26 protein-coding genes are annotated in these 25,190 nt (G+C 63.1%); 13 read left to right on the top strand and 13 right to left on the bottom strand.

Annotated features, from left to right (window positions below):
• Positions 1 to 7: 7 nt before the first annotated feature.
• Entirely contained in the window at positions 8 to 1,450 is a 1,443-nt protein-coding gene (locus HMPREF9695_RS23175) for a flavin monoamine oxidase family protein (RefSeq protein WP_006023353.1), read from the bottom strand.
• A 352-nt stretch (positions 1,451 to 1,802) separates the two neighbouring features.
• Between HMPREF9695_RS23175 and HMPREF9695_RS23170 the strand changes: the two genes are divergently transcribed.
• Positions 1,803 to 2,687 (top strand): YiiX/YebB-like N1pC/P60 family cysteine hydrolase, encoded by an 885-nt coding sequence (locus tag HMPREF9695_RS23170; protein WP_006023352.1) that lies wholly within the window; start codon positions 1,803 to 1,805, stop codon positions 2,685 to 2,687.
• A gap of 257 nt (positions 2,688 to 2,944) precedes the next feature.
• A complete protein-coding gene (locus HMPREF9695_RS23165) occupies positions 2,945 to 3,697 on the top strand; it encodes a sulfate transporter family protein (RefSeq protein ID WP_006023351.1) in 753 nt (250 codons plus the stop codon).
• 1 nt (position 3,698) lies between these two features.
• Here the strand turns inward: HMPREF9695_RS23165 and nth are convergent, their stop codons facing one another.
• Entirely contained in the window at positions 3,699 to 4,472 is a 774-nt protein-coding gene (nth, locus tag HMPREF9695_RS23160) for an endonuclease III (RefSeq protein WP_006023350.1), read from the bottom strand.
• 22 nt (positions 4,473 to 4,494) lie between these two features.
• On the opposite strand from nth, the gene HMPREF9695_RS23155 reads away from it, so the two are divergent.
• Both HMPREF9695_RS23155 and HMPREF9695_RS23150 read left to right on the top strand, forming a co-directional pair.
• Entirely contained in the window at positions 4,495 to 5,019 is a 525-nt protein-coding gene (locus HMPREF9695_RS23155; RefSeq protein WP_006023349.1) for a DUF2244 domain-containing protein, read from the top strand.
• 96 nt (positions 5,020 to 5,115) lie between these two features.
• Positions 5,116 to 6,024 carry a methylated-DNA--[protein]-cysteine S-methyltransferase gene (locus HMPREF9695_RS23150; RefSeq protein WP_006023348.1) on the top strand — a complete coding sequence of 303 codons (909 nt, stop codon included), beginning with the start codon at positions 5,116 to 5,118 and terminating at the stop codon, positions 6,022 to 6,024.
• Positions 6,025 to 6,200: 176 nt separating this feature from the next.
• Here the strand turns inward: HMPREF9695_RS23150 and HMPREF9695_RS23145 are convergent, their stop codons facing one another.
• Positions 6,201 to 6,824, bottom strand: a complete 624-nt coding sequence (locus tag HMPREF9695_RS23145) for a 2,3-bisphosphoglycerate-dependent phosphoglycerate mutase (RefSeq protein WP_006023347.1) — start codon at positions 6,822 to 6,824, stop codon at positions 6,201 to 6,203.
• 28 nt (positions 6,825 to 6,852) lie between these two features.
• The gene (gene dapB, locus HMPREF9695_RS23140; protein WP_006023346.1) at positions 6,853 to 7,668 is read right to left on the bottom strand and encodes a 4-hydroxy-tetrahydrodipicolinate reductase; all 816 of its coding nucleotides are present in this window, start codon (positions 7,666 to 7,668) and stop codon (positions 6,853 to 6,855) included.
• Positions 7,669 to 7,825: 157 nt separating this feature from the next.
• On the opposite strand from dapB, the gene HMPREF9695_RS23135 reads away from it, so the two are divergent.
• The gene (locus tag HMPREF9695_RS23135) at positions 7,826 to 8,818 is read left to right on the top strand and encodes a hypothetical protein (RefSeq protein WP_006023345.1); all 993 of its coding nucleotides are present in this window, start codon (positions 7,826 to 7,828) and stop codon (positions 8,816 to 8,818) included.
• 154 nt (positions 8,819 to 8,972) lie between these two features.
• Here HMPREF9695_RS23135 and HMPREF9695_RS23130 read toward each other — a convergent pair whose 3' ends face one another.
• The 6 genes from HMPREF9695_RS23130 to dnaK all read right to left on the bottom strand — a co-directional run bounded on the left by HMPREF9695_RS23130 (position 8,973) and on the right by dnaK (position 14,509).
• Entirely contained in the window at positions 8,973 to 9,278 is a 306-nt protein-coding gene (locus tag HMPREF9695_RS23130) for a DUF1330 domain-containing protein (RefSeq protein WP_006023344.1), read from the bottom strand.
• Positions 9,279 to 9,294: 16 nt separating this feature from the next.
• Positions 9,295 to 10,002 carry an orotidine-5'-phosphate decarboxylase gene (gene pyrF, locus HMPREF9695_RS23125; protein WP_006023343.1) on the bottom strand — a complete coding sequence of 236 codons (708 nt, stop codon included), beginning with the start codon at positions 10,000 to 10,002 and terminating at the stop codon, positions 9,295 to 9,297.
• Between the two features lie 6 nt (positions 10,003 to 10,008).
• Positions 10,009 to 10,590: an NADPH-dependent FMN reductase gene (locus tag HMPREF9695_RS23120; RefSeq protein WP_006023342.1), complete on the bottom strand. Its 582-nt coding sequence runs from the start codon at positions 10,588 to 10,590 to the stop codon at positions 10,009 to 10,011.
• A gap of 90 nt (positions 10,591 to 10,680) precedes the next feature.
• Positions 10,681 to 11,280, bottom strand: a complete 600-nt coding sequence (locus HMPREF9695_RS23115) for a class I SAM-dependent methyltransferase (protein ID WP_006023341.1) — start codon at positions 11,278 to 11,280, stop codon at positions 10,681 to 10,683.
• Positions 11,281 to 11,380: 100 nt separating this feature from the next.
• Entirely contained in the window at positions 11,381 to 12,517 is a 1,137-nt protein-coding gene (dnaJ, locus tag HMPREF9695_RS23110; protein ID WP_006023340.1) for a molecular chaperone DnaJ, read from the bottom strand.
• A 90-nt stretch (positions 12,518 to 12,607) separates the two neighbouring features.
• Positions 12,608 to 14,509: a molecular chaperone DnaK gene (dnaK, locus tag HMPREF9695_RS23105; protein WP_006023339.1), complete on the bottom strand. Its 1,902-nt coding sequence runs from the start codon at positions 14,507 to 14,509 to the stop codon at positions 12,608 to 12,610.
• Positions 14,510 to 14,852: 343 nt separating this feature from the next.
• On the opposite strand from dnaK, the gene HMPREF9695_RS23100 reads away from it, so the two are divergent.
• Positions 14,853 to 15,785 (top strand): hypothetical protein, encoded by a 933-nt coding sequence (locus HMPREF9695_RS23100; RefSeq protein ID WP_006023338.1) that lies wholly within the window; start codon positions 14,853 to 14,855, stop codon positions 15,783 to 15,785.
• 6 nt (positions 15,786 to 15,791) lie between these two features.
• On the opposite strand, the gene grpE is transcribed toward HMPREF9695_RS23100, so the two are convergent.
• A complete protein-coding gene (gene grpE / locus HMPREF9695_RS23095; protein ID WP_006023337.1) occupies positions 15,792 to 16,385 on the bottom strand; it encodes a nucleotide exchange factor GrpE in 594 nt (197 codons plus the stop codon).
• Between the two features lie 90 nt (positions 16,386 to 16,475).
• Positions 16,476 to 17,567 (bottom strand): heat-inducible transcriptional repressor HrcA, encoded by a 1,092-nt coding sequence (gene hrcA, locus HMPREF9695_RS23090; protein ID WP_006023336.1) that lies wholly within the window; start codon positions 17,565 to 17,567, stop codon positions 16,476 to 16,478.
• A gap of 160 nt (positions 17,568 to 17,727) precedes the next feature.
• Between hrcA and rph the strand changes: the two genes are divergently transcribed.
• The 3 genes from rph to hemW are packed head-to-tail and all read left to right on the top strand — an operon-like array spanning position 17,728 to position 20,277.
• Positions 17,728 to 18,444 carry a ribonuclease PH gene (gene rph / locus HMPREF9695_RS23085; RefSeq protein ID WP_006023335.1) on the top strand — a complete coding sequence of 239 codons (717 nt, stop codon included), beginning with the start codon at positions 17,728 to 17,730 and terminating at the stop codon, positions 18,442 to 18,444.
• Positions 18,445 to 18,487: 43 nt separating this feature from the next.
• A complete protein-coding gene (rdgB, locus tag HMPREF9695_RS23080) occupies positions 18,488 to 19,123 on the top strand; it encodes an RdgB/HAM1 family non-canonical purine NTP pyrophosphatase (RefSeq protein WP_006023334.1) in 636 nt (211 codons plus the stop codon).
• A complete protein-coding gene (gene hemW, locus HMPREF9695_RS23075; RefSeq protein WP_006023333.1) occupies positions 19,120 to 20,277 on the top strand; it encodes a radical SAM family heme chaperone HemW in 1,158 nt (385 codons plus the stop codon). The genes rdgB and hemW overlap by 4 nt, the downstream gene beginning before the upstream one ends.
• A 140-nt stretch (positions 20,278 to 20,417) precedes the next feature.
• Here hemW and HMPREF9695_RS23070 read toward each other — a convergent pair whose 3' ends face one another.
• Positions 20,418 to 21,620, bottom strand: a complete 1,203-nt coding sequence (locus HMPREF9695_RS23070) for a penicillin-binding protein activator (protein WP_006023332.1) — start codon at positions 21,618 to 21,620, stop codon at positions 20,418 to 20,420.
• Positions 21,621 to 21,792: 172 nt separating this feature from the next.
• Here HMPREF9695_RS23070 and rsmI point away from each other — a divergent pair, with 172 nt between their 5' ends.
• The 4 genes from rsmI to HMPREF9695_RS23050 all read left to right on the top strand — a co-directional run bounded on the left by rsmI (position 21,793) and on the right by HMPREF9695_RS23050 (position 25,152).
• Positions 21,793 to 22,731, top strand: a complete 939-nt coding sequence (rsmI, locus tag HMPREF9695_RS23065) for a 16S rRNA (cytidine(1402)-2'-O)-methyltransferase (protein WP_006023331.1) — start codon at positions 21,793 to 21,795, stop codon at positions 22,729 to 22,731.
• A 25-nt stretch (positions 22,732 to 22,756) separates the two neighbouring features.
• Positions 22,757 to 23,179, top strand: coding sequence for a YraN family protein (locus HMPREF9695_RS23060; RefSeq protein ID WP_245258814.1), 423 nt, complete (start codon positions 22,757 to 22,759; stop codon positions 23,177 to 23,179).
• Positions 23,180 to 23,266: 87 nt separating this feature from the next.
• Positions 23,267 to 24,208 carry a glutathione synthase gene (gshB, locus tag HMPREF9695_RS23055; protein ID WP_006023329.1) on the top strand — a complete coding sequence of 314 codons (942 nt, stop codon included), beginning with the start codon at positions 23,267 to 23,269 and terminating at the stop codon, positions 24,206 to 24,208.
• 110 nt (positions 24,209 to 24,318) lie between these two features.
• Positions 24,319 to 25,152 carry a hypothetical protein gene (locus HMPREF9695_RS23050; protein WP_006023328.1) on the top strand — a complete coding sequence of 278 codons (834 nt, stop codon included), beginning with the start codon at positions 24,319 to 24,321 and terminating at the stop codon, positions 25,150 to 25,152.
• Positions 25,153 to 25,190 lie beyond the last annotated feature (38 nt).

Genomic DNA, 25,190 nt, shown 5'->3' with positions numbered 1-25,190 from the left:
GTCCCCCTCAGCGCGGCCAGTTCAGGCTGCGCCCGCCCGGCGCGGGTGGCTCCGCCGTTGCGCGCGATTGCGCGCGTTTCGGTTTTTTGCCGGATTTCTCCGCGACCGGCGCATCTTTCAGCACACCGATCTTGCGCAGGGCCGCGTCCGCGGCGCGCTCGCCGGAGTCCCATGCGCCGCCAACCGTGCCCCACTGGGTTTCGTGCGCGGCTTCGCCGGCGAAAAACAGACTGCCCAGCGGCTCCATCAAAACCTTCCGTGCCGGCTGGCCGCCGGGCGAGGCCGCCGAAATCGCTCCATAAATGTACGGCATGTCGTTCCAGCGTGTCGCCGTGGTGCGCTTCGCAATGTTCTTGACGTCCGCGCCAAATAATTTTGTCAGCCATTCCTGCGCGAATGCCACCATCGCGGCCTCGCCGCGCGCCGACAGTTCAGCGCCGAATGAACCGGCGACATCGACCTGACACAGCGACGAGCCGCCAAGGTTGGCGAGCAGGAATCCGGTCGAGCGGTCGGTGCTTTGCTCGATCACGATATCGTCGCGCGACAGCCCAAGCGGATTGCCCGCCAACTCCAGCGCAATGTGATCGTAGCTGCCGAGCGTGAGCTTGGACGCCGCATCCTGCTGGCGCTTCGGCAGGTCGGGCGCGAACTTGATCTTTCCCGACAGCAGCGCGTTGGTCGACGCCGTCATGATGACGGCTCTGGCGGTGATGGTGCCCGCAGATGTCTCGACCTGCGCATCACGCCCGCTCCATGCAATACGCGTCACCGGCGTCGAGAGCACAACGGGAAGGCCTTCGCCGAGTTTGGCGATCAGCGCGCCCAGTCCCTGACGGCAGGCCGACGGTCCGTCGCGCTGCGCCATGGCGACAAGATCAAGCGCCGACAGATCTTTCAGATCCTTACCGGTGGCAGCGGCGCCGAGCAGGAAATCCGTGGTGCCCGCCCATACACCGAGATCCCTCGGCAGCCCCGCGGCGGCGGGCATATCGGCCTTGCCGCGCACGGCATCGCCCATGGCGCGATTGGCGCGGACCAGCGTGGCGAGAAAATCTTCGCTCTCGCCGGCGCGCGCATTGCGACGGCCGATCCGGATGCGCTGGCCGCGCGGCGCGGGAAGCATGTCCATGCCGACATCGCGCGCCAGTTTTGCGACCGGACTGGTCTCGGCGTTGTAGAGCCAGCGCGCGCCCCGGTCGAACGGCACATCGAAGGCCGTTGCATCGGTGACGCAGCGCCCGCCGATGTTGGGCGCGGCTTCGATCACGACCACCTTGCGGCCTGTTGCAGAAATCCGGCGCGCGGCGGCAATGCCGGCGGCACCGGCGCCGATCACGACAATGTCAGCATCGCGCGGCAGGGGAGCCGCGATCGCGCGGGCTCCGAAGGGTGAGAGCGCTGCGAACGCCGCAGAACCGGCCAGAATATTGCGCCGGGTAATTGTCATGTCATGGTTTCCGGAATTCGACCAAAAGCGAGAACATCCCAGCGTGGTGGTTCACAAGCCCGCACCACGTGCGCTGCAGCTTCTTATGCGGACTTGCGAGCCGAAACCATACTGGAATCATATATTTGCTGGTGTCCTTCGAATCTGAGGCTCGCTCCGGCCGTGCCGCGCAATTCAGCGAACTTCGGATTCGAGACACCAGAACTTGCCGCATTGGAGGCCTTGCGGCAACGGTCATGGTGAATGTTTGATGAGTGGCAGGCTTGACGCATGAACTAAATTGAAATTGCTTTCGACAACAATAAGCCAACAAGAAAGCGGCCCGAATGCGCCGCTCGGGGGGAAGAACACCATGGGCTTCGTACTCGATACTGTCGGCAAGATCATTGCCGGTTACCTCCAGAAAGAGGTTCCGGGCTATGAGCCTTTCACGCCAAGCGATCCGGAGCGGCTCCGCGGCCTGATCGAGGCTGGCGACGTGCTGCTGGTCGAGGGCAACAATCGCGTCTCCGGCATCATCAAGTATCTCACCCAGTCGACATGGTCCCACGCCGCGCTGTATGTCGGTCCGATCGATGGCGCGAACGAGGCCGATGGCGAACCGCATGTGCTGATCGAGGCAAATATCGGCGAAGGCGTTACCACCGCGCCGCTCTCGAAATACTATCCCTATCATACCCGCCTCTGCCGTCCCGTCGGTCTGTCCTATGAGGATCGCACCACGGTCTGCCGCTACGCGATCAATCGCGTCGGCTTCGGCTACGACACCAAGAATATTCTGGATCTGATGCGCTATCTCATTCCGCTGCCGATCCCGCAGCGCTGGCGGCGGCGCATGATCTCGCTGGGTTCGGGCGATCCGACCAAGATCATCTGCTCGGCGCTGATCGCGCAGGCTTTCGGCGCGGTGCGCTATCCGATCCTGCCGAAGATCACGCAGGCCGCGAGCCGCCAGGCGCGCCGCGAAATCCTGCACATTCGCGATTCCTCGCTCTACATGCCACGCGACTTCGACATCTCGCCCTATTTCGAGATCGTCAAGCCGACCATTGTCCGCGGATTCGACTACACGGCGCTGCACTGGGCCGATACGACCAAGCCGTCCCCGGAGGTGGCGGACGAAACCGATCCCTTTCCAGAGGGAGTCTTCGAGACGTCGGAAGCACCGCTCGCGCCTGTTGCGCCGTTTGAGCAGGATTCGCCGAAAGGCGAATCGGCGCGCGAACTCGCAGCCTGAGCCGGAATCCGATCTCGAGCGCTCTGGCTAGTCGTCATTCCGGGGCGCGAGGATTCGCGAGCGAGCCCGGAATCCCTAAATTATTTCCGATGAACCCTTCTGGATTCCGGATCAGCCGCGATGCGGCTGTCCGGAATGACAGCTTAACTAAAAAATTTCCGCGTGAGAACGCCGCCTGCCGATCCCGCCACTTGCCGAACCCATTTGCCGTATCTAACTGGGTCTGGTTTTCTTGGGGTTCTTTCGGAGGGTTGCCCATGCTCGACGCCGCGCTCAAGGCGTTGTCCCAGATCCTGTCGCCGCCGATGCGTTCCATCCTGTGGAAGTCGGTCGGTCTGGCGCTGGTGCTGATTGTCGTCGCTGCGGCGGCGCTGCAACGGCTGCTGAGCTGGCTCGCAGGATCGGGCGGACTATGGGCCGAGACCATGGTCGGCTCCGATTATCATACCCTCATCAGTATTCTCACATGGATTGTCTCGATCGCCGCCGGCCTCGGCGTCGTGGTCGGCGCTGTGTTCCTGATGCCCGCGATCACCTCGCTGGTCGCCAGCGTGTTCGTCGACGACGTCGCCGACATTGTCGAGCGCGAACACTATCCGGCGGAAAAGCCGGGCAAGGCGCTGCCGATCGGCCTCGCCATCACGGAAGGCTCGAAGACCGCGCTGCTGACCGTGCTGGTCTATCTGATTGCACTGCCGTTCGTGCTGCTCGCGGGTGCCGGCTTCATTGTGTTCTTCATTGCCACAGCGTGGCTGCTCGGCCGCGAGTATTTCGAACTCGCCGCGATGCGCTTCCGCACACCGGAGGAAGCCAAGCTGCTGCGCAAGCAGAACGGCGCGACCGTCTTCACGGCCGGACTGTTCATTGCCGCCTTCGTCTCGATCCCGATCGTGAATCTGGCGACGCCGCTGTTCGGCATGGCCTTCATGGTCCACATGCACAAGCGGCTGTCCGGCCCCCGGCCCGAGCTGCTCGAACCGGTGCGGCCAACGCGCGTGCCGACGGCCTGAGCTAGACCGGCACCGTCTTCTCCGGCCACCGGCACAGATCGTTGATGATGCACGCCTCGCAGCGCGGCTTGCGTGCGACGCAGGTGTAGCGGCCGTGCAGGATCAGCCAGTGATGGGCGTGGCGTGCGAACTGCGGCGGCACGATCTCGAGCAATCCCAACTCAACTTCGAGCGGTGTCTTGCCGGGCGCCAGTCCCGTGCGGTTGCCGACGCGAAACAGATGGGTGTCGACGGCGATGGTCGGCTCGCCGAACGCGATGTTGAGCACGACGTTGGCGGTCTTGCGTCCGACCCCCGGCAGCGCTTCCAGCGCGGCGCGATCGCGCGGCACCTGGCTGCCGCGCAGCGCGATCAACTGTTCCGAGAGGGCAATGACATTCTTCGCCTTGGTGCGATAGAGGCCGATGGTCTTGATGTAGTCGCGCAGCCTCTCCTCGCCGAGCACCACCATTTTCTCCGGCGTGTCGGCCACCGGGAACAGATGCCGCGTCGCCTTGTTGACGCCAACGTCGGTCGCCTGCGCCGACAGCGCCACCGCCACCAGCAGCGTATAAGGATTGAGGTGTTCGAGCTCGCCCTTTGGTTCGGGGTTGGCGTTGCGAAAGCGGGTAAAGGCTTCGACCACCTCGGCCTCGGTCCAGGGCTTAAAATTTGTTGGCTTAAACTTTGTTGGCTTAAGCTTGCCTGGCTTGAGCTTCGGCTTGGTCGCCTTTGACACCCGTCCGGCCGGACTTGCCTTGGATTTTGAACGGGACGTGATCGCCTTTTTTGCCATGTTCCCGGTATAGTGAGGTGCCATGGATGAGCGCAACGATTTTGATCCTGAGCAGATCGCGGACGCGCCGCTGTTCAGCGCACGGCTGACACCCCATCGTTCGCTCAGCCGCCACGGCTTTCTGGTGCTGATGGGATTTGTCATCGCCGTCAGTTTCGTGGCCGGCATCATGTTCCTGATGATGGGCGCGTGGCCGGTGTTCGCCTTCTTCGGGCTCGACGCGCTGATCATCTATTGGGCGTTCAAGCTGAACTTCCGCCGCGCCGACGCCATCGAAGACATTGTCGTCACGCCGTATGAAATCCGCGTCCGGCGTATCAGCCATCGCGGGCATGTCGTCGAATGGACGCTCAATCCGCTGTGGGTCCAGCTCGAGCAGAAATCGCACGCCGAATTCGGCATCGAGAAGCTCTACCTCGTCTCGCGCGGACGGCGACTCTCGATCGGAAGCTTTCTCGGCCCGGATGAAAAAGCAAGCTTCGCCAAAGCTTTAACGACGGCGCTCCAGGCCGCCAAACGCGGGCCCACGCTCAATCCGGTCACCTGATCGCTCACCCCGAACCGCAGGCAGGAATCGGGTGGTTGAACCACCACGGACGGCCTAGATCCGCATCATGATGGACACCGCATAACGGATGCCGCCATGATGAACACCGCGATGAAATCCATGCTCACCGATCTGAAACTCGCAAAGCCGTCCAAGCAGGGCGCGGCACTGCGCGACTACGATTCGGTGCGCCGCGCCATCGGATTCATCTCCGAGCAGTGGCGCACCCAGCCGACCATCGAGGCGATGGCCGACGCCGCGCATCTGACACCCGATGAACTGCATCATCTGTTCCGGCGCTGGGCGGGACTGACGCCGAAGGATTTCATGCAGGCGCTGACGCTCGACCACGCCAAGCGGCTGCTGCGCGATTCCGCCAGTGTCCTCGATGCCGCATATGACTCCGGTCTGTCCGGTCCGGGACGGCTGCATGATCTGTTCGTGACCCACGAAGCGATGTCGCCGGGCGAGTGGAAAAAGGGCGGCGAAGGCATGACGCTGCGCTACGGCTTCCATCCCTCGCCGTTTGGCATGGCGGTGATTATCGCCAGCGAGCGCGGGCTTGCAGGTCTGGCGTTCGCCGACGAAGGCGAGGAAATGCCGGCGCTGGCCGATATGCAGCGGCGCTGGCCGCTGGCGACCTACATCGAATCGTTCGCCGAGACCGCGCCTTTGGCGAAACGGATTTTCGATTCCTCGCAATGGCGCGAAGACCAGCCGCTGCGCGTGGTGCTGATCGGTACCGACTTCGAGGTCCGGGTCTGGGAAACGCTGCTGAAGATTCCGATGGGCCGCGCCACCACCTATTCGGATGTCGCGTGCAAGATTTCCTCACCGAAGGCGTCGCGCGCGGTCGGCGCAGCCGTCGGCCGGAATCCGATCTCGTTCGTGGTGCCGTGTCACCGCGTGATCGGCAAGAGCGGCGCGCTCACCGGCTATCACTGGGGCATCACGCGCAAGCGCGCAATGCTCGGCTGGGAAAGCGGACAGGCGGCGGGCCTGTAATTACTCCCCCTCCCTTGGTGGGAAAAGGGTTCTTGTCCCGGACGCGGTGCAGCGCCCTTGCGCTGCTCCGCAGAGCCGGGACCGTAACAGACTCAGCACTTGCAACGGTCCCGGTTCAGCAGCGCATCACAAGAGTGCTGCGCTGCGCCCGGGACACACATTCAGCAATGACGGCCCTACCCCGCCAGATCCTTCACCGACGCCACGGTCGAATCCGGGTTGAGGCGATAGACGACCGGCGCGCCGGTGCCGAGCTCGCGCTTGAGAATCTGGTCCGGCGTCAGCTTTTCCAGCACCATGATCAGCGCGCGCAGCGAGTTGCCGTGGGCTGCGACCAGCGTACGCTGGCCGCGCAGCACGCAGGGCAGAATCTCCTGCACATAGTAAGGCAGCGTCCGCGCCAGCGTATCCTTCAGGCTTTCGCCGCCGGGAGGCGGCACGTCGTAAGACCGCCGCCAGATCAGCACCTGCTCCTCGCCCCACTTGGCGCGGGCGTCGTCCTTGTTGAGACCCGACAGATCGCCGTAGTCGCGTTCGTTCAGCGCAAGATTGCGCGTGATCGGAATCCCGGTCTGGCCCATTTCCTTCAGCGCAAGATCGAGCGTGGTCTGCGCGCGCGTCAGCACCGAGGTGAAGGCGACATCGAAGGTCAGTCCCTGCTCTTTCAGCTTGCGGCCGGCGCCGATGGCTTCCTTGACGCCAAGTTCGGTGAGACCTGGATCTTTCCAGCCGGTGAAAAGATTCTTCAGGTTCCATTCGCTCTGGCCATGACGCACAAGCACGAGAAGACGTTCGCTCATTCTTTCGATTCCGATTTCGCTGATGAATTCAAGATGTGCCGATGCCGAGCACATCGGCCATGGTGTAGAAGCCGGGCTTCTTGCCCTGCGCCCACATCGCCGCCTTCAGCGCGCCGCGTGCGAAGATCATGCGATCTTCCGACTTGTGCGCCAGTTCGATGCGTTCGTAGGGCCCGGCGAAAATCACCGTGTGATCACCCGTGGCGGTGCCGCCGCGCAGGGTCGCAAATCCGATGTCGCCCGGAATACGCGCGCCGGTATGACCATCACGCGCGCGCACCGACCGCTGATCGAGATTGACGCCGCGGCCATCGGCGGCCGCCTGCCCGAGCAGATAGGCGGTGCCCGACGGGGCATCGATCTTCTGCCTGTGGTGCATTTCAAGAATCTCGATGTCGAAATCCTCGTCGAGCGACTTCGCCACCTGCTTGACCAGCGCCGCCAGCAGATTGACCCCGAGGCTCATATTGCCGGACTGAACGACGATAGCCTGCGAGGTCACGCTCTTGATGACTGCGTTGTCCGACGCCGACAGGCCGGTGGTGCCGATGACATGAACAATGCCGCGCTGGGCCGCGATGGCGACATTGGCGATGGTCGCGGCCGGCACGGTGAAATCGAGGATTCCGTCGGCGTTCTTCGACAGGGTCCAGAGGTCACCGGACAATTCGATCCCGTTCGGGGCAAGCCCCGCCAGTACGCCGGAATCCTGACCCAGCAGTTCGGAGCCCGGCGCCTCCAGCGCCCCGGCCAGCGTAGCTCCCGGGGTTTCGGCAATGGCGCGGATCAGGGCCCGCCCCATCCGGCCACCGGCTCCAGCAACGATCAGGCGCATATCGGCCATTTCCAGCCCTCAAAACCCGTTTCAAAACTTGCTTTTGGCGGTATAGCGGCGCCAAGCCACGGCGGCAACCGCACTCCGGCCCGCGCGACGGCCTGCAGAAGTCATGCAAAGGTCACGCGCGCAGCCTATTTCAGAGACCACCCGAAGGACGATCACCATGCGCTTCCTGCCCGCCCTTTCCGCGCTGACGCTCATGATCGGCGCCTCGTTGATGCCCGCGGCCGCCGCCGAGCACATCGGCGGCGACAACGCGTTCTCATTCGTGGCGCTCGGCGACATGCCCTACAACCTGCCGGAGGACTATACGAAGTTTGACCGGCTGATCGCCGCGGTCAACGCGCTGAAGCCGGCCTTCACCTTGCATATGGGCGACATCAAATCCGGCGGGATTCCGTGCAGCGACGAGGTCCTGAAGAAATCCTACGACCAGATCCAGACCTTCGAGGGCGCGCTGGTTTACACCATCGGCGACAACGAGTGGCTCGACTGCCATCGCAAGGCTGCTGGCGGCTACAATCCGCGCGAGCGTCTGGCGAAACTGCGCGAGATGTTTTTCGCAACGCCCGGAAAATCGCTCGGCAGGGCGCCGCTCGATGTGGAAAGCCAGGCGTTGCTGATGCCGGAATTCTCAACCTATGTGGAGAACACACGCTTTGCGAAGAACGGCGTGATGTTTTTCACCGCGCATGTGCCCGGCTCGAACAACGGCTTCGAGGCGCAGGACCCCGATGCGGCGCCGGAGTTCTTCGCCCGCGACAAGGCCAATGTCGCCTGGATCAATGCGAGCTTCGCCAAGGCAAGCGCCGATAACGCCAAGGCCGTTGTGATCTTCGTGCAGGCGGAGTTCGACGAGTCGCGCTTTCCTAATGGCGCGATGCCGCGCCAGTCCGGCTTTATCAACACACTCGACGCCATTGAGGCCGGCGCGAAAAGCTTCGGCAAGCCGGTGCTGCTGATTCACGGCGACGAACATTATTTTTCAATCGCGCCGCTGCGCAACAGCAAGGGCAAGCCGATCCCCGGCGTCAACAAGCTGATGGTTTACGGTGACACCCTGGTCCACGCCGTGCGCGTGGTGGTCGATCCCGACAGCAGCAACGTGTTCGGATTCATTCCGCTGATCGTCCCTGAAAACGGGATGGGGAAGTAGCAGCAGTCAACGGTCATCGCGACTCTCGCCGTCATCCTGAGGTGCCGTAGCGAAGCGGAGGCCTCGAAGGGCGACGGCGCATTACCTTGTCATCCTTCGAGGCTCGCAAGTGCTCGCACCTCAGGATGACGGTTCGGTTTTTATCTCGTGGAGCCTACGGCTGTTCGCCGTCGTAGCCTTCGATAATCACGATCTCGCCCTCGGAATGCGGGGCGCGCGCTTTCACGAGAGCGGTGTATTCCGGCGAGTGATAGCAGGCGAGCGCGGTCGCGTAGTCCTTGAATTCGAGCACGACATTGCGCGAGCGCGCCGGGCCTTCGTGGGCCTCGTGGGTGCCGCCGCGCACCAGAAACTTCGCGCCATATTTCTTGAACACCGCGCCATTGTGCGCGACATAATCGCGCCGATAGGCATCGAGGTCATGTACATCGATCCGCGCAATCCAGTAACCCTTGGCCATTGCTGTCTCCTTTTTATTAGCCGCCCGCCTGCGCGATTTCGGAAACGATCGCTTCCGCCGCCGCCTTCGGATCGGCGGCTTCCACCACCGGCCGGCCCACCACAAGATAATCCGCACCGGCAGCGATCGCGCGGCCAGGGGTCATGATACGTTTCTGATCGCCCGCCGCGCTGCCTGCGGGGCGAATGCCCGGCGTCACCAGCGCCATCTGCGGACCGACAATGCCGCGCACGGTGGCAGCCTCTTCGCCTGAACACACAAGGCCATCGACGCCGAGAGTCTGTGCCTGCAGCGCGCGCGCTTCCACCAGATCCGATACACCGAGCCGATAGCCCGCCGCGTGCAGATCGTCCTCGTCGTAAGAGGTCAGCACCGTCACCGCGAGTATCTTCAGTGACGATCCGCGCGCCTCGACCGCCGCCTGCATGGTCTGCGGATAGGCATGCACCGTGGCGAAGGTCGCCCCTAACTTGGCAATGCTCTCGATGCCTTTGGCTACCGTGTTACCGATGTCGTGCAGTTTTAGATCGACGAAAACCTTCTTGCCGCGCTCCGCGAGTTTCGGCACCAGCGCCAGCCCGCCGGCGTAACCAAGCTGGTAGCCGACCTTGTAGAAGGTCACGCTATCACCAAGTCGCGCGATCAACGCTTCCGCCGCCTCGACGCTGGAGAGATCGAGCGCAACAATCAGCCGGTCGCGGGTGTCAACATGTGCTGGCTTCATGCGGTCTCACATCATCTGCTGGGCGGTATCGATCAACTGGCGCAGGGTTCCGCGCAACAATTCGGCATCGGCCGGATCCTTCAGGCGGTCCATGTCGTCGAAGGCCTGATCGGCAAACGACAGTCCCATCTGCTTCGGGACCACCGTCGCGCCGCAGCCCAGCGCCAGAATCTGGCGCAGCGCCATCAGCACACGAAGCCCGCCGAATTTTCCGTCGGACGCCGCACCGATCGCAAAAGCGCGCTCGCGAAACACCTGACCGAACGTCTCGTTACGGTCGCGCACCCGCGTCACCCAGTCGATGGCATTCTTCAAAAGCGGCGGCACCGACGAATTATATTCCGGGCTGACGATAAGGACGCCGTGATGTGCGCCAATCATGCGTTTTAGATCGACGGCGTTGGCCGGTACGCCGGACTTCAGCTCGATGTCGCCATCGTAGATCGGCAGCTGATAGTCAGCGAGCGAGATCAGCGTGACATCGACATCGAGCAGCGCCAGTTCCTTGACAGCGACGGCGGCAAGCCGTGCGTTGACCGAGCCGGTGCGCAGCGAGCCTGGAATGACGAGGATTTTCAGTGCGGCCATGATGTCCCTGTCGCCTTCGGACAGGGCGAAGGCGCGACAGGTTTATAGCTTGGCGAATTTCGGGACGCAAAACGCGGCGGTCGGGCAGCATCAGCCCTTGCGGTAGACCCAGACCCGCGCGGGAGGCAGGTTCATCCAGACCCGCTCCGAAGCCTGGGTGTGAATTCCCGGCAGCGATTTCGGGATCGGCGGCGCCACCGAGTAGGTGAACTGAATGAAGGGCGCGCCCGGCTCCATCTTCTGGAAGGCATCGCGCATCAGCTTGAGGCGGACCAGCATCGGTTTGGTGACCAGCGGCAGCCCCGAAGCCATCGCGGCCGCAGGCTCTTTCCAGTCCGCCAGCGTCTGGTCGAGGTTGTAGGCATCGCCCTGGATGACCGTCGCCTGCGGATAGCGTTCACGCAGCAGCGCGCAGAAACCCGGATCGAACTCCACCAGCACGAGGCGTTTCTCGGCCACGCCGTGCGCGATCAGCGCGTCGGTGATCGCGCCGGTGCCGGGGCCGAGCTCAATGACGGGACCGGTGGAATGCGGATCGACGTAACGCGCCATCGTGCGCGCCAGCGCCTTGCTGGAAGGCATCACCGCACCCATGTGCAGCGGCTTTTCAATCCATGAGCGGAGAAAACGGACTTCGTCATCGAGACGAAGCGGCTTTTTCAACGCGCGCGCAGTGGATTGGGGAGCCATGATACTTCCAACGGAGCCCCAGGGCGGGGCGAGGCGTCAAATTTCCTTCACAATGGGGTATCGACGCAAGCAAAAAGAAGCGGGCGCGTCGCGCGGGGCCCTATGGCGAATTGGCGCGGGTTCCGAAGAAGTCCTTGACCATCTTGAAGAAACCAGCCGCTTCCGGCTGCGTGTCGCCTGACGACAGCTTTTCGAACTCCGCCAGCAGTTCTTTCTGCTTTTTGGTCAGATTTTGCGGCGTTTCGACCACGACCTGAACGTACAGGTCGCCCGTCTGCCGGGAACGCAGCACAGGCATGCCTTTGCCGGCGACACGGAAGCGGCGGCCGGACTGGGTGCCTGACGGCACATTGACCTTGGTCTTGCCCTTGTCGATGGTCGGCACGTCGAACTCGCCGCCCATCGCGGCGGTCACCATCGACACCGGAACGCGGCAATGCAGATCGGCGCCGTCGCGCTGGAAGAACTTGTGCGCCGCCAGCGACAGGAAGATGTAGAGATCGCCCGCAGGACCGCCCTGCACGCCCGCCTCGCCTTCGCCAGCGAGACGGATACGGGTGCCGTCCTCGACTCCCTGCGGGATGTTGACCGACAGCGTGCGCTCCTTCTGAACGCGGCCCTGTCCCGAACAGGACGCGCACGGCGTCTCGATCATCTGACCGCGGCCCTGACAGCCCGGACAGGTGCGCTCCAGCGTGAAGAAGCCTTGCGCCTGGCGAACGCGGCCAGCGCCGCCGCACATCGAACAGGTCTTCGGCTTGGTGCCGGCCTTGGCGCCGGTGCCGGAGCATGTCTCGCAGGTCACCGCGACGGGAATGTTGATCTGCGCGGTCTTGCCGGAGAATGCCTCCTCCAGCGTAATTTCCATGTTGTAGCGCAGGTCCGCCCCGCGCTCGCGGCCGCCACGGCCGCCGCGCTGTCCGGCCATGCCGAACAGGTCTTCGAAAATATCGGAGAAAGAAGACGCAAAGCCCGCGCCGAAGCCGTGCGCATGGCCGTTGCCATTGCCCTGCTCGAACGCGGCATGGCCATAGCGATCGTAGGCGGCACGCTTGTTGCCGTCCTTGAGGATCTCGTAGGCCTCGGAGATTTCCTTGAACTTGTGCTCGCAGGACGGGTCGCCCGGATTCTTGTCCGGGTGCCATTTCATCGCGAGCTTGCGGAAGGCCGACTTCAGGCCGGCTTCGTCGACAGAACGTTCGACTTCCAGTGTCTCATAATAGCAGGCCTTAGACATGGCTGATCTGTGTCATGCGAGTCTGGATGTGTGAGTGGTTCGGTTCACCACGAAAGGCCTCCCCTTGAAGGGGAGGCCGGTCGTGTACAGTTACGCGGACTTCTTGTTGGTCTTATCGTCATCGACTTCGGTAAACTCGGCGTCAACGACATCGTCCTTCGCAGCATCCTTGGCGGCGTCCGCCTCGGCCTGCTGCGTGTACATTGCCTCGCCGAGCTTCATCGAAGCCTGAGCGAGGGTATTTGTCTTCGTCTTGATGGCTTCTGCATCGTCGCCCTTCAGGGCTTCCTTCAGATCCGCCAGCGCGTCTTCGATGGCCTTGCGCTCGGGCTCGCCGACCTTCGCGCCATGCTCGGCCAGCGCCTTCTCGGTGGAATGCACCAGTGCGTCGGCATGGTTCTTGGCGTCGACCGCCTCGCGGCGCTTCTTGTCCTCGGCCGCATTGGCCTCGGCGTCCTTGACCATCTTTTCGATGTCGCTTTCCGACAGTCCACCGGACGCCTGAATGCGAATCTGCTGTTCCTTGTTGGTCGCCTTGTCCTTCGCCGACACATTGACGATGCCGTTGGCGTCGATGTCGAACGTGACCTCGATCTGCGGCATGCCGCGCGGCGCCGGAGGAATGCCCATCAGGTCGAACTGACCGAGCATCTTGTTGTCGGCCGCCATCTCGCGTTCACCCTGGAACACGCGAATGGTGACCGCGCCCTGGTTGTCCTCGGCGGTCGAGAACACCTGGCTCTTCTTGGTCGGGATCGTGGTGTTGCGCTCGATGATGCGGGTGAACACACCACCCAGCGTTTCGATGCCGAGCGAGAGCGGCGTGACGTCGAGCAGCAGCACGTCCTTGACGTCGCCCTGAAGCACGCCCGCCTGAATCGCGGCGCCGATGGCAACGACTTCATCAGGGTTGACGCCCTTGTGCGGCTCCTTGCCGAACAACTGCTTCACGACTTCCTGCACCTTCGGCATGCGGGTCATGCCGCCGACCAGAACGACTTCGTTGATCTCGGCTGCCGAAAGACCGGCATCCTTCAGCGCCTTGCGGCACGGCTCAATGGTCTTCTGGATCAGATCGTCCACCAGCGCTTCGAACTTCGCGCGGGTGAGCTTCATGGTCAGATGCTTCGGACCGGAAGCGTCCGCCGTGATGAACGGCAGATTGATTTCGGTCTGTGTCGTCGACGACAGTTCGATCTTGGCCTTTTCAGCGGCTTCCTTCAGGCGCTGCAACGCGAGCTTGTCGTTGCGCAGGTTGATGCCCTGCTCCTTCTGGAATTCGTCCGCCAGATAGCCGACGAGGCGCATGTCGAAGTCTTCACCGCCGAGGAACGTGTCGCCGTTGGTGGACTTCACTTCGAACACGCCATCGCCGATCTCGAGGATCGACACGTCGAAGGTGCCGCCGCCGAGGTCGTATACCGCAATGGTGCCGTTCTTCGTCTTGTCGAGACCGTAGGCGAGCGCTGCCGCCGTCGGCTCGTTGATGATGCGCAGCACTTCAAGGCCGGCGATCTTGCCGGCGTCCTTGGTGGCCTGACGCTGGGCGTCGTTGAAATAGGCCGGAACGGTGATGACCGCCTGATCGACCTTCTGGCCGAGATGAGCTTCCGCGGTCTCTTTCATCTTCTGAAGAATGAAAGCGGAGACCTGCGAGGGCGAGTAGGTCTGGCCGTCGGCCTCGACCCAGGCGTCGCCGTTGGAAGCCTTAACGATCTTGTAGGGGACAAGCTTCTTGTCCTTTTCGACCGTCGGATCGTCGTAGCGGCGGCCGATGAGGCGCTTGACTGCGAAGATGGTGTTTTCCGGATTGGTAACAGCCTGGCGCTTGGCGGGCTGGCCGACGAGGCGTTCGCCGTCGTCAGTGAAGGCAACGATGGACGGTGTCGTCCGCATGCCCTCGGCATTCTCGATAACTTTCGGCGATTTGCCGTCCATCACGGCAACGCACGAATTCGTGGTGCCGAGATCGATCCCAATGACCTTTCCCATGGTCCTCTAGTCCTTCTTTTTGCGGCAGGTTGGCTGGGCCCTGACGGCGCACCAATCCAAACCCCCAATATCAAATGTTCGCGACGTCGCGACGCTCCGCCTCATATAGGAGGGGGGCATGGGGCCGCAAGGACCGGCCCTTGTAAACAGCCGGGAAAATGAATTTTTACGCCCGCCACAGACCCGCCCTCCGGGCACGGGAAGCAACGGCGAATGCGTCAATTTGCAACGATTCGGGCCTTGATCTGTTGGCCCGGCGCGGAAACAGTCAGGGCCTCGAAAACGAGACCATCCCGCCGTGCCCAACCATCGAACGGCCTCAATACGACATCAGTCAGGCTTCATGAAAACAATCGTCCGCCTTCTCGCCGTTGTCTTTATCGCTGTCGCATCTCCGGCCCTGGCCGCCGATCCGGTGTTCCCATCGGGGGCACGCGTCGGGCTGGTGCCCGCCGAAGGGCTCACCGTGGCCAAGGATTTTCTGGGGTTCGAATCCGCGGATCAGAAGGTCAAGGTCGGCGTGGCCGAGATACCTCCGGCAGCGTTCGCCGCAGTCGAAGCCGCTGTGAAGGAGGGCAAGCCCACAACCACAGGATCGAAGCCGGAAGCTTTCGAAACCGCGGCCGGCAAGGCGTTCATCACGTCCGATACCGGCAAGGATGGCGCGACCACGATCAAGATGTACTCGGTCATCATCTCCGGCGAGAAATTCACCGGCTACATCATCGCGCAGGCCCGCGAGGATGCCGCCAAGCCTCTCTCAGATGACGCCATGCGCAAGATGTTCGCCTCTGCGACACTGCGCAACGAAGTGCCGACCGAGGAACAGCTCAGCCTGATGCCGTTCAAGATCGGCGAGCTCAGCGATTTCAAAACCGTTCGAACCCTGGCGCCGCGCTCGTCGATCCTGCTGACCGACGGCACCGAGGACACCACGCTCGATGGTGCGCCCTACATGGTGATCGGCCTGACGGCGTCTGGTCCGTCCTCGCCGGAAGATCGCGGGCGCTTTGCCCAACAGGCCGCCGCCGCCATTCCCGGCATTCGCAATGCGCGCATCATCTCGAACGAGCCGATGCGGATCGAAGGCACACCCGGATTCGAAACACGGATCGAAGCCGTGGCCGGCAAGAACGACACGCCGGTGACCGTGGTGCAGTGGCTGAGATTCGGCGGCGGATCATCGCTGCGGATTATCGCAAGCGCGACCCGCGAGGAATGGCCGAAAGCGTTCCCGCGATTCCGCGCAGTCCGGGACGGCATCGACCCGCGTTAGCAGACGCTAGTTCTTCGCGCCGCCCTTGGAGACAGCGACCAGCGCCGGACGCAGCACGCGTTCGCCGATAGTGTACCCGCCCTGCACGACCTGCACGACAGTGCCCGCCGGCACCGAGGAATCCGGCACCTCATACATCGCCTGATGGAAGTTCGGATTGAACTTCTCACCGAGCGGTTCAAGCTTCTGCACGCCGTTTTTCTCAAGCGCCTTGTGCAGCGACTTCTCGGTCAGCTCGACGCCCTCGATCAGCGCCTTGAGGCCGGGATCGGCGGCTTCGCGGGCTTCCATCGGCACGGCATCCAGCGCGCGCTGCAGATTGTCGGCGATGTCGAGCACGTCGCGCGCGAAAGCCGTAATGCCATAGGTCCGCGCGTCGGCGACTTCACGCTGGGTCCGCTTGCGCAGATTTTCCATCTCCGCGAGCGTGCGCAGCATCCGGTCCTTGGCCTCGGCCACCTCCTTGGTGAGCGCTTCGACCGAACCCTCCTCGGGATCGTCGGGCATCACGTACGGCTTTGAGACCACGGGCTCCTTGTCGTTCGCCGGTTCCGGCGCCGACGCGTCCTGCGGTTCCTTTTGCCCATTGGAATTGGCCATTGCTTACCCTTTTCAGCAAATCGTCGTCGTCATGTGGGATTGTTAGCCCGCATATCGTGCTTTAGAGGCGGAAAATCAAGCGCAAACGCACTACTTGCCGATCAGCTGGCTGACGATCCGGGCGGCGTAATCGACTGTCGGGATGACCCGCGCATAGTTCAGCCGGGTCGGGCCGATGACGCCGAGCACGCCGACGATATGACCCGCGCCATCGCGATAGGGCGCGATGATGGTCGAGGAGCCGGACAGTGAGAACAGCTTGTTCTCGGAGCCGATGAAAATGCGCACTCCGTCGGCGCGTTCCGCGCGGCCAAGCAGATCGATCACGCCTTTCTTGGCTTCAAGATCGTCGAACAGCAGCCGCACCCGCTCGAGATCCTCCATCGCATGAAGATCTTCCAGCAGATTGGCGTGACCGCGAACGATCAGTTGCCGCTCGTCGCTGGCGCCGCCGGACCAGCTCGCAATACCCGCCGCGATCACCTTTTGCGTGAGTTGATCGAGCTCGCTGCGTCCCGCCGTCAGCGCGGCTTCGAGTTCGCTGCGCGCCTCCGCCAATGTGCGCCCGCGAATCCTGGCGTTGAGAAAATTCGAGGCTTCGGTCAGCGCCGACGACGGCACGCCCGGCTGCAGCGTCAGCACGCGATTTTCGACCTGGCCGTCTTCGGCCACCAGCACGACCAGCGCCTGCGTCGGTTCCAGCCGCACGAATTCGATATGCTTGAGCCGCACATTCGACTTCTGCGTAAGGACCACGGCGGCTGCGCGGGTCAGACCCGACAGCCGTGTCAGCGCTTCGCTCAGCGCGGCTTCGACTGACGTTGCTCCGCCGACGGATTTAAGCTGGCTTTCGATCGATTGCCGCTCCGGCTCGGTCAGATCCCCGACCTGCATCAGCGCATCGACGAAAAAGCGCAGGCCGAGTTCGGTCGGCAGCCGGCCCGCGGAGGTGTGCGGCGCGTAGATCAGTCCCAACTGCTCGAGATCCGACATCACGTTGCGCACCGAGGCCGGAGACAGCGGCATCGTGATAAGGCGCGAAATGTTGCGCGAACCTACCGGCTCGCCAGTGGCCAGATAGCTCTCGACGATCTGGCGGAAGATATCCCGCGACCGCTCGTTGAGCTGCGCCAGTCCGGCGTTCGGCGTGATCAGATGGCCTATCGGGTCATGGTGGGCCAAAATCGGGCTCCAAACGGGTTGTTCCTGCTACAATTGTCCATGCCGCGGGACGATGACAAGCCGCATTCTGCGAACATCCTTATCTTCCCTTGCCGCTGCGGTCCCAACCCCCTAAAAGCAGCGCCAAATCAGGATTTTCCGGAATATCAGGAGGTTTTTCATGCGGCCGAGCCGTCGCGCGCCCGACGAACTGCGCCCCGTCACGCTGGAACGCGGCGTGGTCAAATACGCCGAAGGTTCCTGCATGGTAAAATTCGGCGACACCCATGTGCTCGTCACCGCCACGCTGGAAGATCGCCTGCCGCCCTGGCTCAAGGGACAGGGCCGCGGATGGGTCACCGCCGAATACGGCATGCTGCCGCGTGCCACCCATGAGCGCATGCGCCGTGAATCCGCTGCCGGAAAGCAAAGCGGCCGCACCGTCGAGATCCAGCGCCTGATCGGCCGCTCGCTGCGCACCACCGTCGACCTTGTTGCGCTGGGCGAACGCCAGATCACCGTGGACTGCGATGTCATTCAGGCTGACGGCGGCACACGCACCGCGTCGATCACCGGCGCATGGGTCGCGCTGGCAGATTGCCTGCAATGGATGAAGGCGCGCAACATGCTCAAGAACGACAACGTGCTGCGCGACAACGTCGCCGCGATTTCCTGCGGCATCTACAACGGCACGCCGGTGCTCGACCTTGATTACGCCGAAGACTCCGAGGCCGAGACCGACGCGAACTTCGTCATGACCGGCGACGGCCGCATCATCGAAGTCCAGGGCACCGCCGAAAAGACGCCGTTCTCGCAGGAGGAGTTCCTCAACCTGATGGCATTGGCCAAGAAGGGCATCGCCCGGCTGGTCGACCTGCAAAAAATGGCGGTGGCGTAATTTTCCCGCTTCCGCTCGCACCCGTCACGGATAACCATTGCGCATGAGTGATCATCGCCGAATCACCGGCCGCCTTGTGATCGCGACCCACAATCCCGGCAAGCTTGCCGAGATGCGCGAACTGCTTGCGCCCTACGGCGTGGAGGCGGTGTCGGCGGCAGAACTCGGTCTCGCCGAACCGATTGAGACCGGCACGACGTTTCAGGCCAATGCCCGCATCAAGGCCGTGGCCGCGGCACAGGCAACGAAACTTCCGGCCTTCGCCGACGACTCGGGCCTCGCAGTCGATGCGCTCGATGGCCAGCCCGGAATCTATTCGGCGCGCTGGGCGGGAGAGGACAAGAATTTTCTCGCAGCGATGTCGCAGATCGAACGCCTGTTGCAGGAGCGCGGCGCGAAGGAGCCCGCACAGCGCAAGGCGCATTTCGTCTCCGCGCTGTGTGTGGCGTGGCCCGACGGACACCTCGAAGATGTGGAAGCGCGCGTCGACGGTACGCTGGTCTGGCCGCCGCGCGGCACCGCCGGCTTCGGTTACGATCCGGCGTTTCTGCCGGACGGCCACAGCCGCACCTTCGGCGAGATGACCAGCATCGAGAAGCACGGTCTGCCGCCGCACGGAATGGGACTTTCCCACCGCGCCAAGGCCTTTGTGAAACTCGCGGAGATGTGCCTCAAATGAGCGCTGACGCGAAACAGGCCTTCGGTGTCTACGTCCACTGGCCGTTCTGCCTGTCGAAGTGTCCCTACTGCGACTTCAACAGCCATGTGCGCCACGCGCCGATCGACGAGTTTCGTTTTGCGCGCGCCTTCGAGCGCGAGATCGAGACCACCGCCGCGCGCGCGCCAGGCCGCGAGGTCACCTCGATCTTCCTCGGCGGCGGCACGCCGTCGCTGATGCAGCCGCAGACGGTCGGCGCGATTCTCAACGCCATCGCGCGGCACTGGCGCGTCGCCGGCGATGTCGAGGTGACGCTGGAAGCCAATCCGACCAGCGTCGAGGCCACGCGCTTTCGTGGCTACCGCGACGCCGGCGTCAATCGCGTCTCCCTCGGCGTGCAGGCGCTCGACGATGCCTCACTGAAAGCGCTGGGACGCCTGCACACCGCACGCGAGGCGCTCGACGCGGTGGCCATCGCGCGCTCGGTATTCGACCGCTACTCGTTCGATCTGATTTACGCGCGGCCCGACCAGACGCCGCAGATGTGGGAAGACGAACTGAAGCTCGCGGTGGCGGAAGCCGCCGAGCATCTGTCGCTGTATCAGCTCACCATCGAGCCGGAGACGCCGTTCTTCGGTCTGCATGCCGCCGGCAAGCTCAAGATTCCCGACGAGGCCGTGGCGCGCGCGCTCTATGACGTGACGCAGGATGTTTGCGCCAAACTTGGTCTGCCGTCCTACGAGATTTCAAATCACGCGCGGCCGGGCGCAGAGTGCAAGCACAACCTCGTCTACTGGCGCGGCCAGGAATATGCCGGCATCGGCCCCGGCGCGCATGGCCGCCTCGATATCGACGGAATCCGTCACGCCATCGCGACAGAGAAGCGTCCGGAAACGTGGCTGATGCGTGTCGAAGCGCAGGGCCACGGCGTGACCAGCGACGAACTTCTCAACAGCGAGGAGCGCGCCGACGAATATCTCCTGATGGGGCTGCGCCTGGCGGAAGGCATCGATCCGGTGCGCTATCGCGCCCTGTCAGGCCGCGCGCTCGATCCGAGGCGAATCGAAATCCTGCGCGACGAAGGCGCGATCACCGTCGATCCCGACGGACGCGTGCGGGTGACGATGCAGGGATTTCCGGTGCTGGACGCCGTGGTCGCGGATCTCGCCGCGTAATCACAACCCGATCGCTGTCACTCTGAGGTGCGAGCCGCATCGCGGCGAGCCTCGAAGGGCGACGGCATTTCACGGGTCATCCTTTGAGGCTCGCAAGAGCGAGCACCTCAGGATGACGGCGTGATTTGCGTTGAAAGAACCTACGCCCCAAAACTCTTCGGCGATCCGGCAACGATCTGTCCACCGCTCGGGCCGACACGCATCACGGCAAGGCCGCGCTCATTGGTGCCGTCGCTGCGAAACCGAAACAACCCGTCGATGCCCGCAAAGCCCGAAGGATTGGTCAGGACCTCCGGCGAAAACCGCTGGCCGCCCTGTGTGCGGGCGAGCGCAGCAACCAGCGCTACGCCGTCATAGGCGAGGGTTGCGGTGCGGACCGGATCGCCGTTGTATTTCGCACGGTAGCGCTGGGAAAAGCCGCGGAAGCCGGCCGGGTCAGGCGCCGCGTAAAGCCCGCCGCGCAGATTGGCATTTGCGAACACCCGGGGATTGTCCCACAGACCGGTGCCGAGCAATTGCAGGCGCTGGAGATTCACACCGGCCGCGACAAGTGCATCGGCGGCCATGGGCAAGGCGTCACCATCGTCGGCAAGCAGCAAGGTGTCCGCATTCTTGAGCGCCTCGGAAATCGTTGTCGCGGTCGCGCCGATTTGCGAACGGTCCGCGCCGTATTTTTCAAACGCGGCAATGCGGCCCCCCCGGCGCGGGACCGCCTGCTTGAAAGCGGCTTCGACCACATTGCCGTAAGCATTCTCCGGCAGGAAGGCGGCGAACGATCTCTTGCCGGCACCCGCCGCATACTCAACGATGCGATTGACGTCCGACTCAGGCAGAAAGCTCAGAAGATAGACGCCGCGTCCGGCAACACTCGAGTCGGTCGAGAACGCGATCATCGAGATGCCGCGATTGCGCGCCGCCTGTGCAGCGGCCGGAACCGACTGGGCGAACAAAGGCCCCAGAATAATTTCGGCGCCCTCGTCGACGGCCTGCTGGGCACCTTGCTGTGCGCCCTGCGGAGTGCCGTTGTCGTCCTTGATCAGAAGCTGGATGTTCGGGTTCTGAAATTCTGCGAGCGCCAGTTCCGCGGCATTGCGCATCGATTGCGCGGCGACGGCGGCATTGCCGGACGCCGACAACGGAAGCAACAGCCCGACCTTGACCTGGCCGCTGCCCACCGCCGCCGGTTGCTGGGGTGGACCGGCCGGCTGCTCGCCGCCGGAGAAAGGAGACTGCATGCCGCTTCCGGCGCATCCGGCGATGAGCGGCGCCCCCAGAATCAGGCCGACAGCACTGCGGCGGGTCGCGCCGGTGCGGGGAGGCTTTGGAGTGAACGGCGCAACCATCATTAACTTCCGGGTATCGATCCTCAGACACGTCTGGAAGAGGATTCAGGCATATTGTCGGCTATAGGCCAGCCGGATCAAAGGCTTTTTGCATACTCCCGCACAACCGGACATGAACAGCTATTGCAGGTGCGAACAAGACGAGACGGCGCTTCGGCGCTAGATTGTCCCAATGCGCACCAAACCATCCTCCGCTTCATCCCCTGATTCCGACAGCTCGGCCCGCAGTTTCGCGGTGGCAGGGCAACTTGTGCATGCGCCCAAGGCCGCACCCGGCCTGTATCTGGTCGCGACGCCCATCGGCAATCTCGGCGACATCACCCTGCGCGCGCTGGAGACACTCGCCGGCGTGGACATCATCGCGTGCGAGGACACACGAATCACGCGGCGGCTGATGGAGCGTTTCTCCATTAATGCGACGCTCAAGCAATATCACGAGCACAATGCAGAACAGGCAAGGCCGAAGATCCTGGACGCGCTGGCGCGCGGATCGTCCATCGCACTGGTGTCCGATGCCGGAACGCCGCTGATTTCCGATCCGGGATTCAAGCTTGTGCGCGAGGTCAGCGCAGCGGGCTTTGCGGTGATCGCGTTGCCGGGTCCGTCATCGGTGCTGACGGCGCTCTCGATTGCAGCGCTGCCGACCGACCGGTTTTTCTTCGAGGGCTTCCTGCCGTCGAAACAAAATGCACGCCGCACCCGCCTCGCCGAGCTTGCGCGCATCGACGCAACATTGGTGATGTTCGAGAGCGGCGCACGGGTGCAGGATTCTCTGCAAGATCTTGCTGGCGTCATGGGCGAGCGCGAAGCCGCGATCTGCCGCGAAATGACCAAGCTGCATGAGGAAGTGCGCCGCGCGCGCCTTTCCGAACTCGCGGCGATTGCCGACACGCTCGAGACGCGGGGAGAATTCGTGCTGGTGGTGGGTCCGCCCGCCGCCGATGCAGGAGCGATGAGCGACGACGCGCTCGACGACCTGCTGCGGACATCGCTGGCGCGCGGCAGCGTCAAGGACGCCGTGGCTCATGCGGTTGAAGTGTCCGGGCGGCCGCGCCGGGAAATCTATGCCCGTGCCCTCGAGCTCTCAAGGGATGGCGATGACGCGGGATAGCGATCCGCCGCCGCGAACGCTCAAGATGCGTGGCACCATTGCGCCAACGAATTCAGCGCCCGAGGACCGCACAGCAAAGCCTCCCTCGCCCGCGCGGGTCGCGGCCTTTCAGACCGGAATTTCCGCCGAAAGCAAAGCCTGCGTTTACCTGATCGCCAAGGGCTATCGCATTCTGGCCCGGCGCTTCCGGACGCCGTATGGCGAGATCGATATCGTCGCACGACGAGGCAGCCTGCTGGCCTTTGTCGAGGTCAAGGCCCGCGCTTCGCTGGACGATGCGGCCTATTCCGTTACTCCGCAGCAGCAGCAGCGCATTGTCGCAGCCGCGCAAGCCTGGCTGATGACGCATCCCGAGCACACCAATTTCGACATGCGGTTCGACGTCGTTTTAATCGCCCCGAAACACCTGCCAAAGCATCTGATGGCGGCCTTCGATGCCGGCATCTGAACAGCAGGGTTGCGTGCAAAACCTCTGGCAACGGAAGCTGAAATCGCACAGATTGCCGCCGCAACGAACAATGGCCGGGTTTAAATCATGAAGCTGAAAGTCGCCGTCCAGATGGACCCCATCGCGCGGATCAACATTCGCGGCGACTCCACATTCGCGCTGCTGCTCGAAGCACAGAAGCGCGGCCATGCGCTATCCTATTACACACCCGAAAAGCTGTCCCTGAAGGGCGAGCAACTGGTCGCTAGCGTTCAGCCGCTGACCGTGCGCGATCAGGAGGGTGACCACTTCACGCTGGGCGATGCGAAGCGCGTCGATCTGGAATCCTTTGACGTGATCCTGCTGCGGCAGGACCCGCCGTTTGATCTCGCCTACATCACCACCACGCATTTCCTCGAGCGCATTCATCCCAAAACGCTGGTGGTGAACAACCCGGCCAGCGTGCGCAACGCGCCGGAAAAAATCTTCGTGATGGAATTCGCGGACCTGATGCCGCCGACGCTGATTTCGCGCGACAAGGACGAGATCAACGCCTTCCGGGCCGAGCAGGGCGACGTGGTGATGAAGCCGCTGTACGGCCATGGCGGCGCTGCGGTGTTTCGCATCACGCCGAACGACATGAACTTCGGTTCGCTCTACGACATGTTTTCGGTGACATTCCGCGAGCCGTGGGTGATCCAGCGCTTCCTTCCCGAAGTGAAGCATGGCGACAAGCGCATCATCCTTGTCGACGGCGAATTCGCCGGCGCCGTGAACCGCGTGCCGGCCGCAGACGATCTGCGCTCCAACATGGTGCGCGGCGGCGCAGCGGCCGCGACCGATCTGTCGCCGCGCGAGCGCGAAATCTGCGAACGGCTGAAGCCCGCGCTGCGCGAGCGCGGCCTCCTGTTCGTCGGCATCGATGTGATCGACGGCCACCTGACGGAAATCAACGTAACCTCGCCGACCGGCATCCGGGCCATCGCCCGGCTCGGCGGCCCCGACGTCGCGGCCAGGATCTGGGACGTCATCGCCGCCAAACGCGCGTAACAACCCGATGACAGCTTAATCAATTGCTGACCACCTTCTGCCAATCTGGCGGTGGGGGGAGTGTGCCAATGCCGGATACGCGGTATGCGTGCACCGAAACGGGCTGACCAATGGCAATTGAAGTCTTCAACGGCACCTCGATTCCGCGCGAGCTGACCACCGCCGCGATGGAATTCCTGTGGGTCAAGTGGAAAACTCTCAACGATACCAATGATTTAAGCTTGCAGCGACTGACCGAGGAATGTTCCTATCAGTTGCGCTCCAATTCCATTCACCTGCTCACCATCAACGACGACTTTGTCTACATGTACGTGGGCGAGTCGGTTCAGGCTAACGCCAGCGAAAGCCTGGCAGGCAGCCTGCTGTCGCAGCAGATCAACCCCCTCAAGCGGGAATTCGCCGACGTCTATCGTCAGGTGGCCAAGCGCCTCACACCGGCCTTCGTTCGCTTTACCGCGACCTGGTCGCAAACCGGCCAGCTCTGGCAGCGCCTGATCCTGCCGATCAAGGTCACCGACGGCGCGGTGATTCTTGTGGTCTATTCCGAGCTGATCAACCATCAGACCGAGATCTACGATCACCTGTTCCGCACCGCGCCGGACGCGATGATCATCGCCTGCCCCATCACCAATGACGCCGGTCACGCCATCGACGGCTGGGTCCTGATGATGAACGACCGCGCGCGCCATCTCTTGAGATTCGACGGCACCATCGGCAACCTGCGCCTCACCCAGTTGCCGCAATTCGCCGGGGTCGACATCTGGGGCCGGCTTTACGCTCCGAAATCCGCGGCCGCCGCAACACCGGTGACCACTGCGGACTTCAATGTCGACATCATGCGTTTTCCGCATGTGTTCGGTCTTCGGATTACGCCGAAGATCGACGACAGGGACGCGACGCTGGTTCCGAACAGCAGCGCCCACGGCGCCAGTCAGCACGCCTGATTTTCAACATCCGATTTGAAGCCGGCATGACTTCCGCG

It is taken from the genome of Afipia broomeae ATCC 49717, assembly GCF_000314675.2.
Lineage (GTDB): Bacteria > Pseudomonadota > Alphaproteobacteria > Rhizobiales > Xanthobacteraceae > Afipia > Afipia broomeae.
The sequence above is the reverse complement of the archived record's forward strand: the minus strand, read 5'-3'. Positions and strand labels throughout refer to the sequence as shown.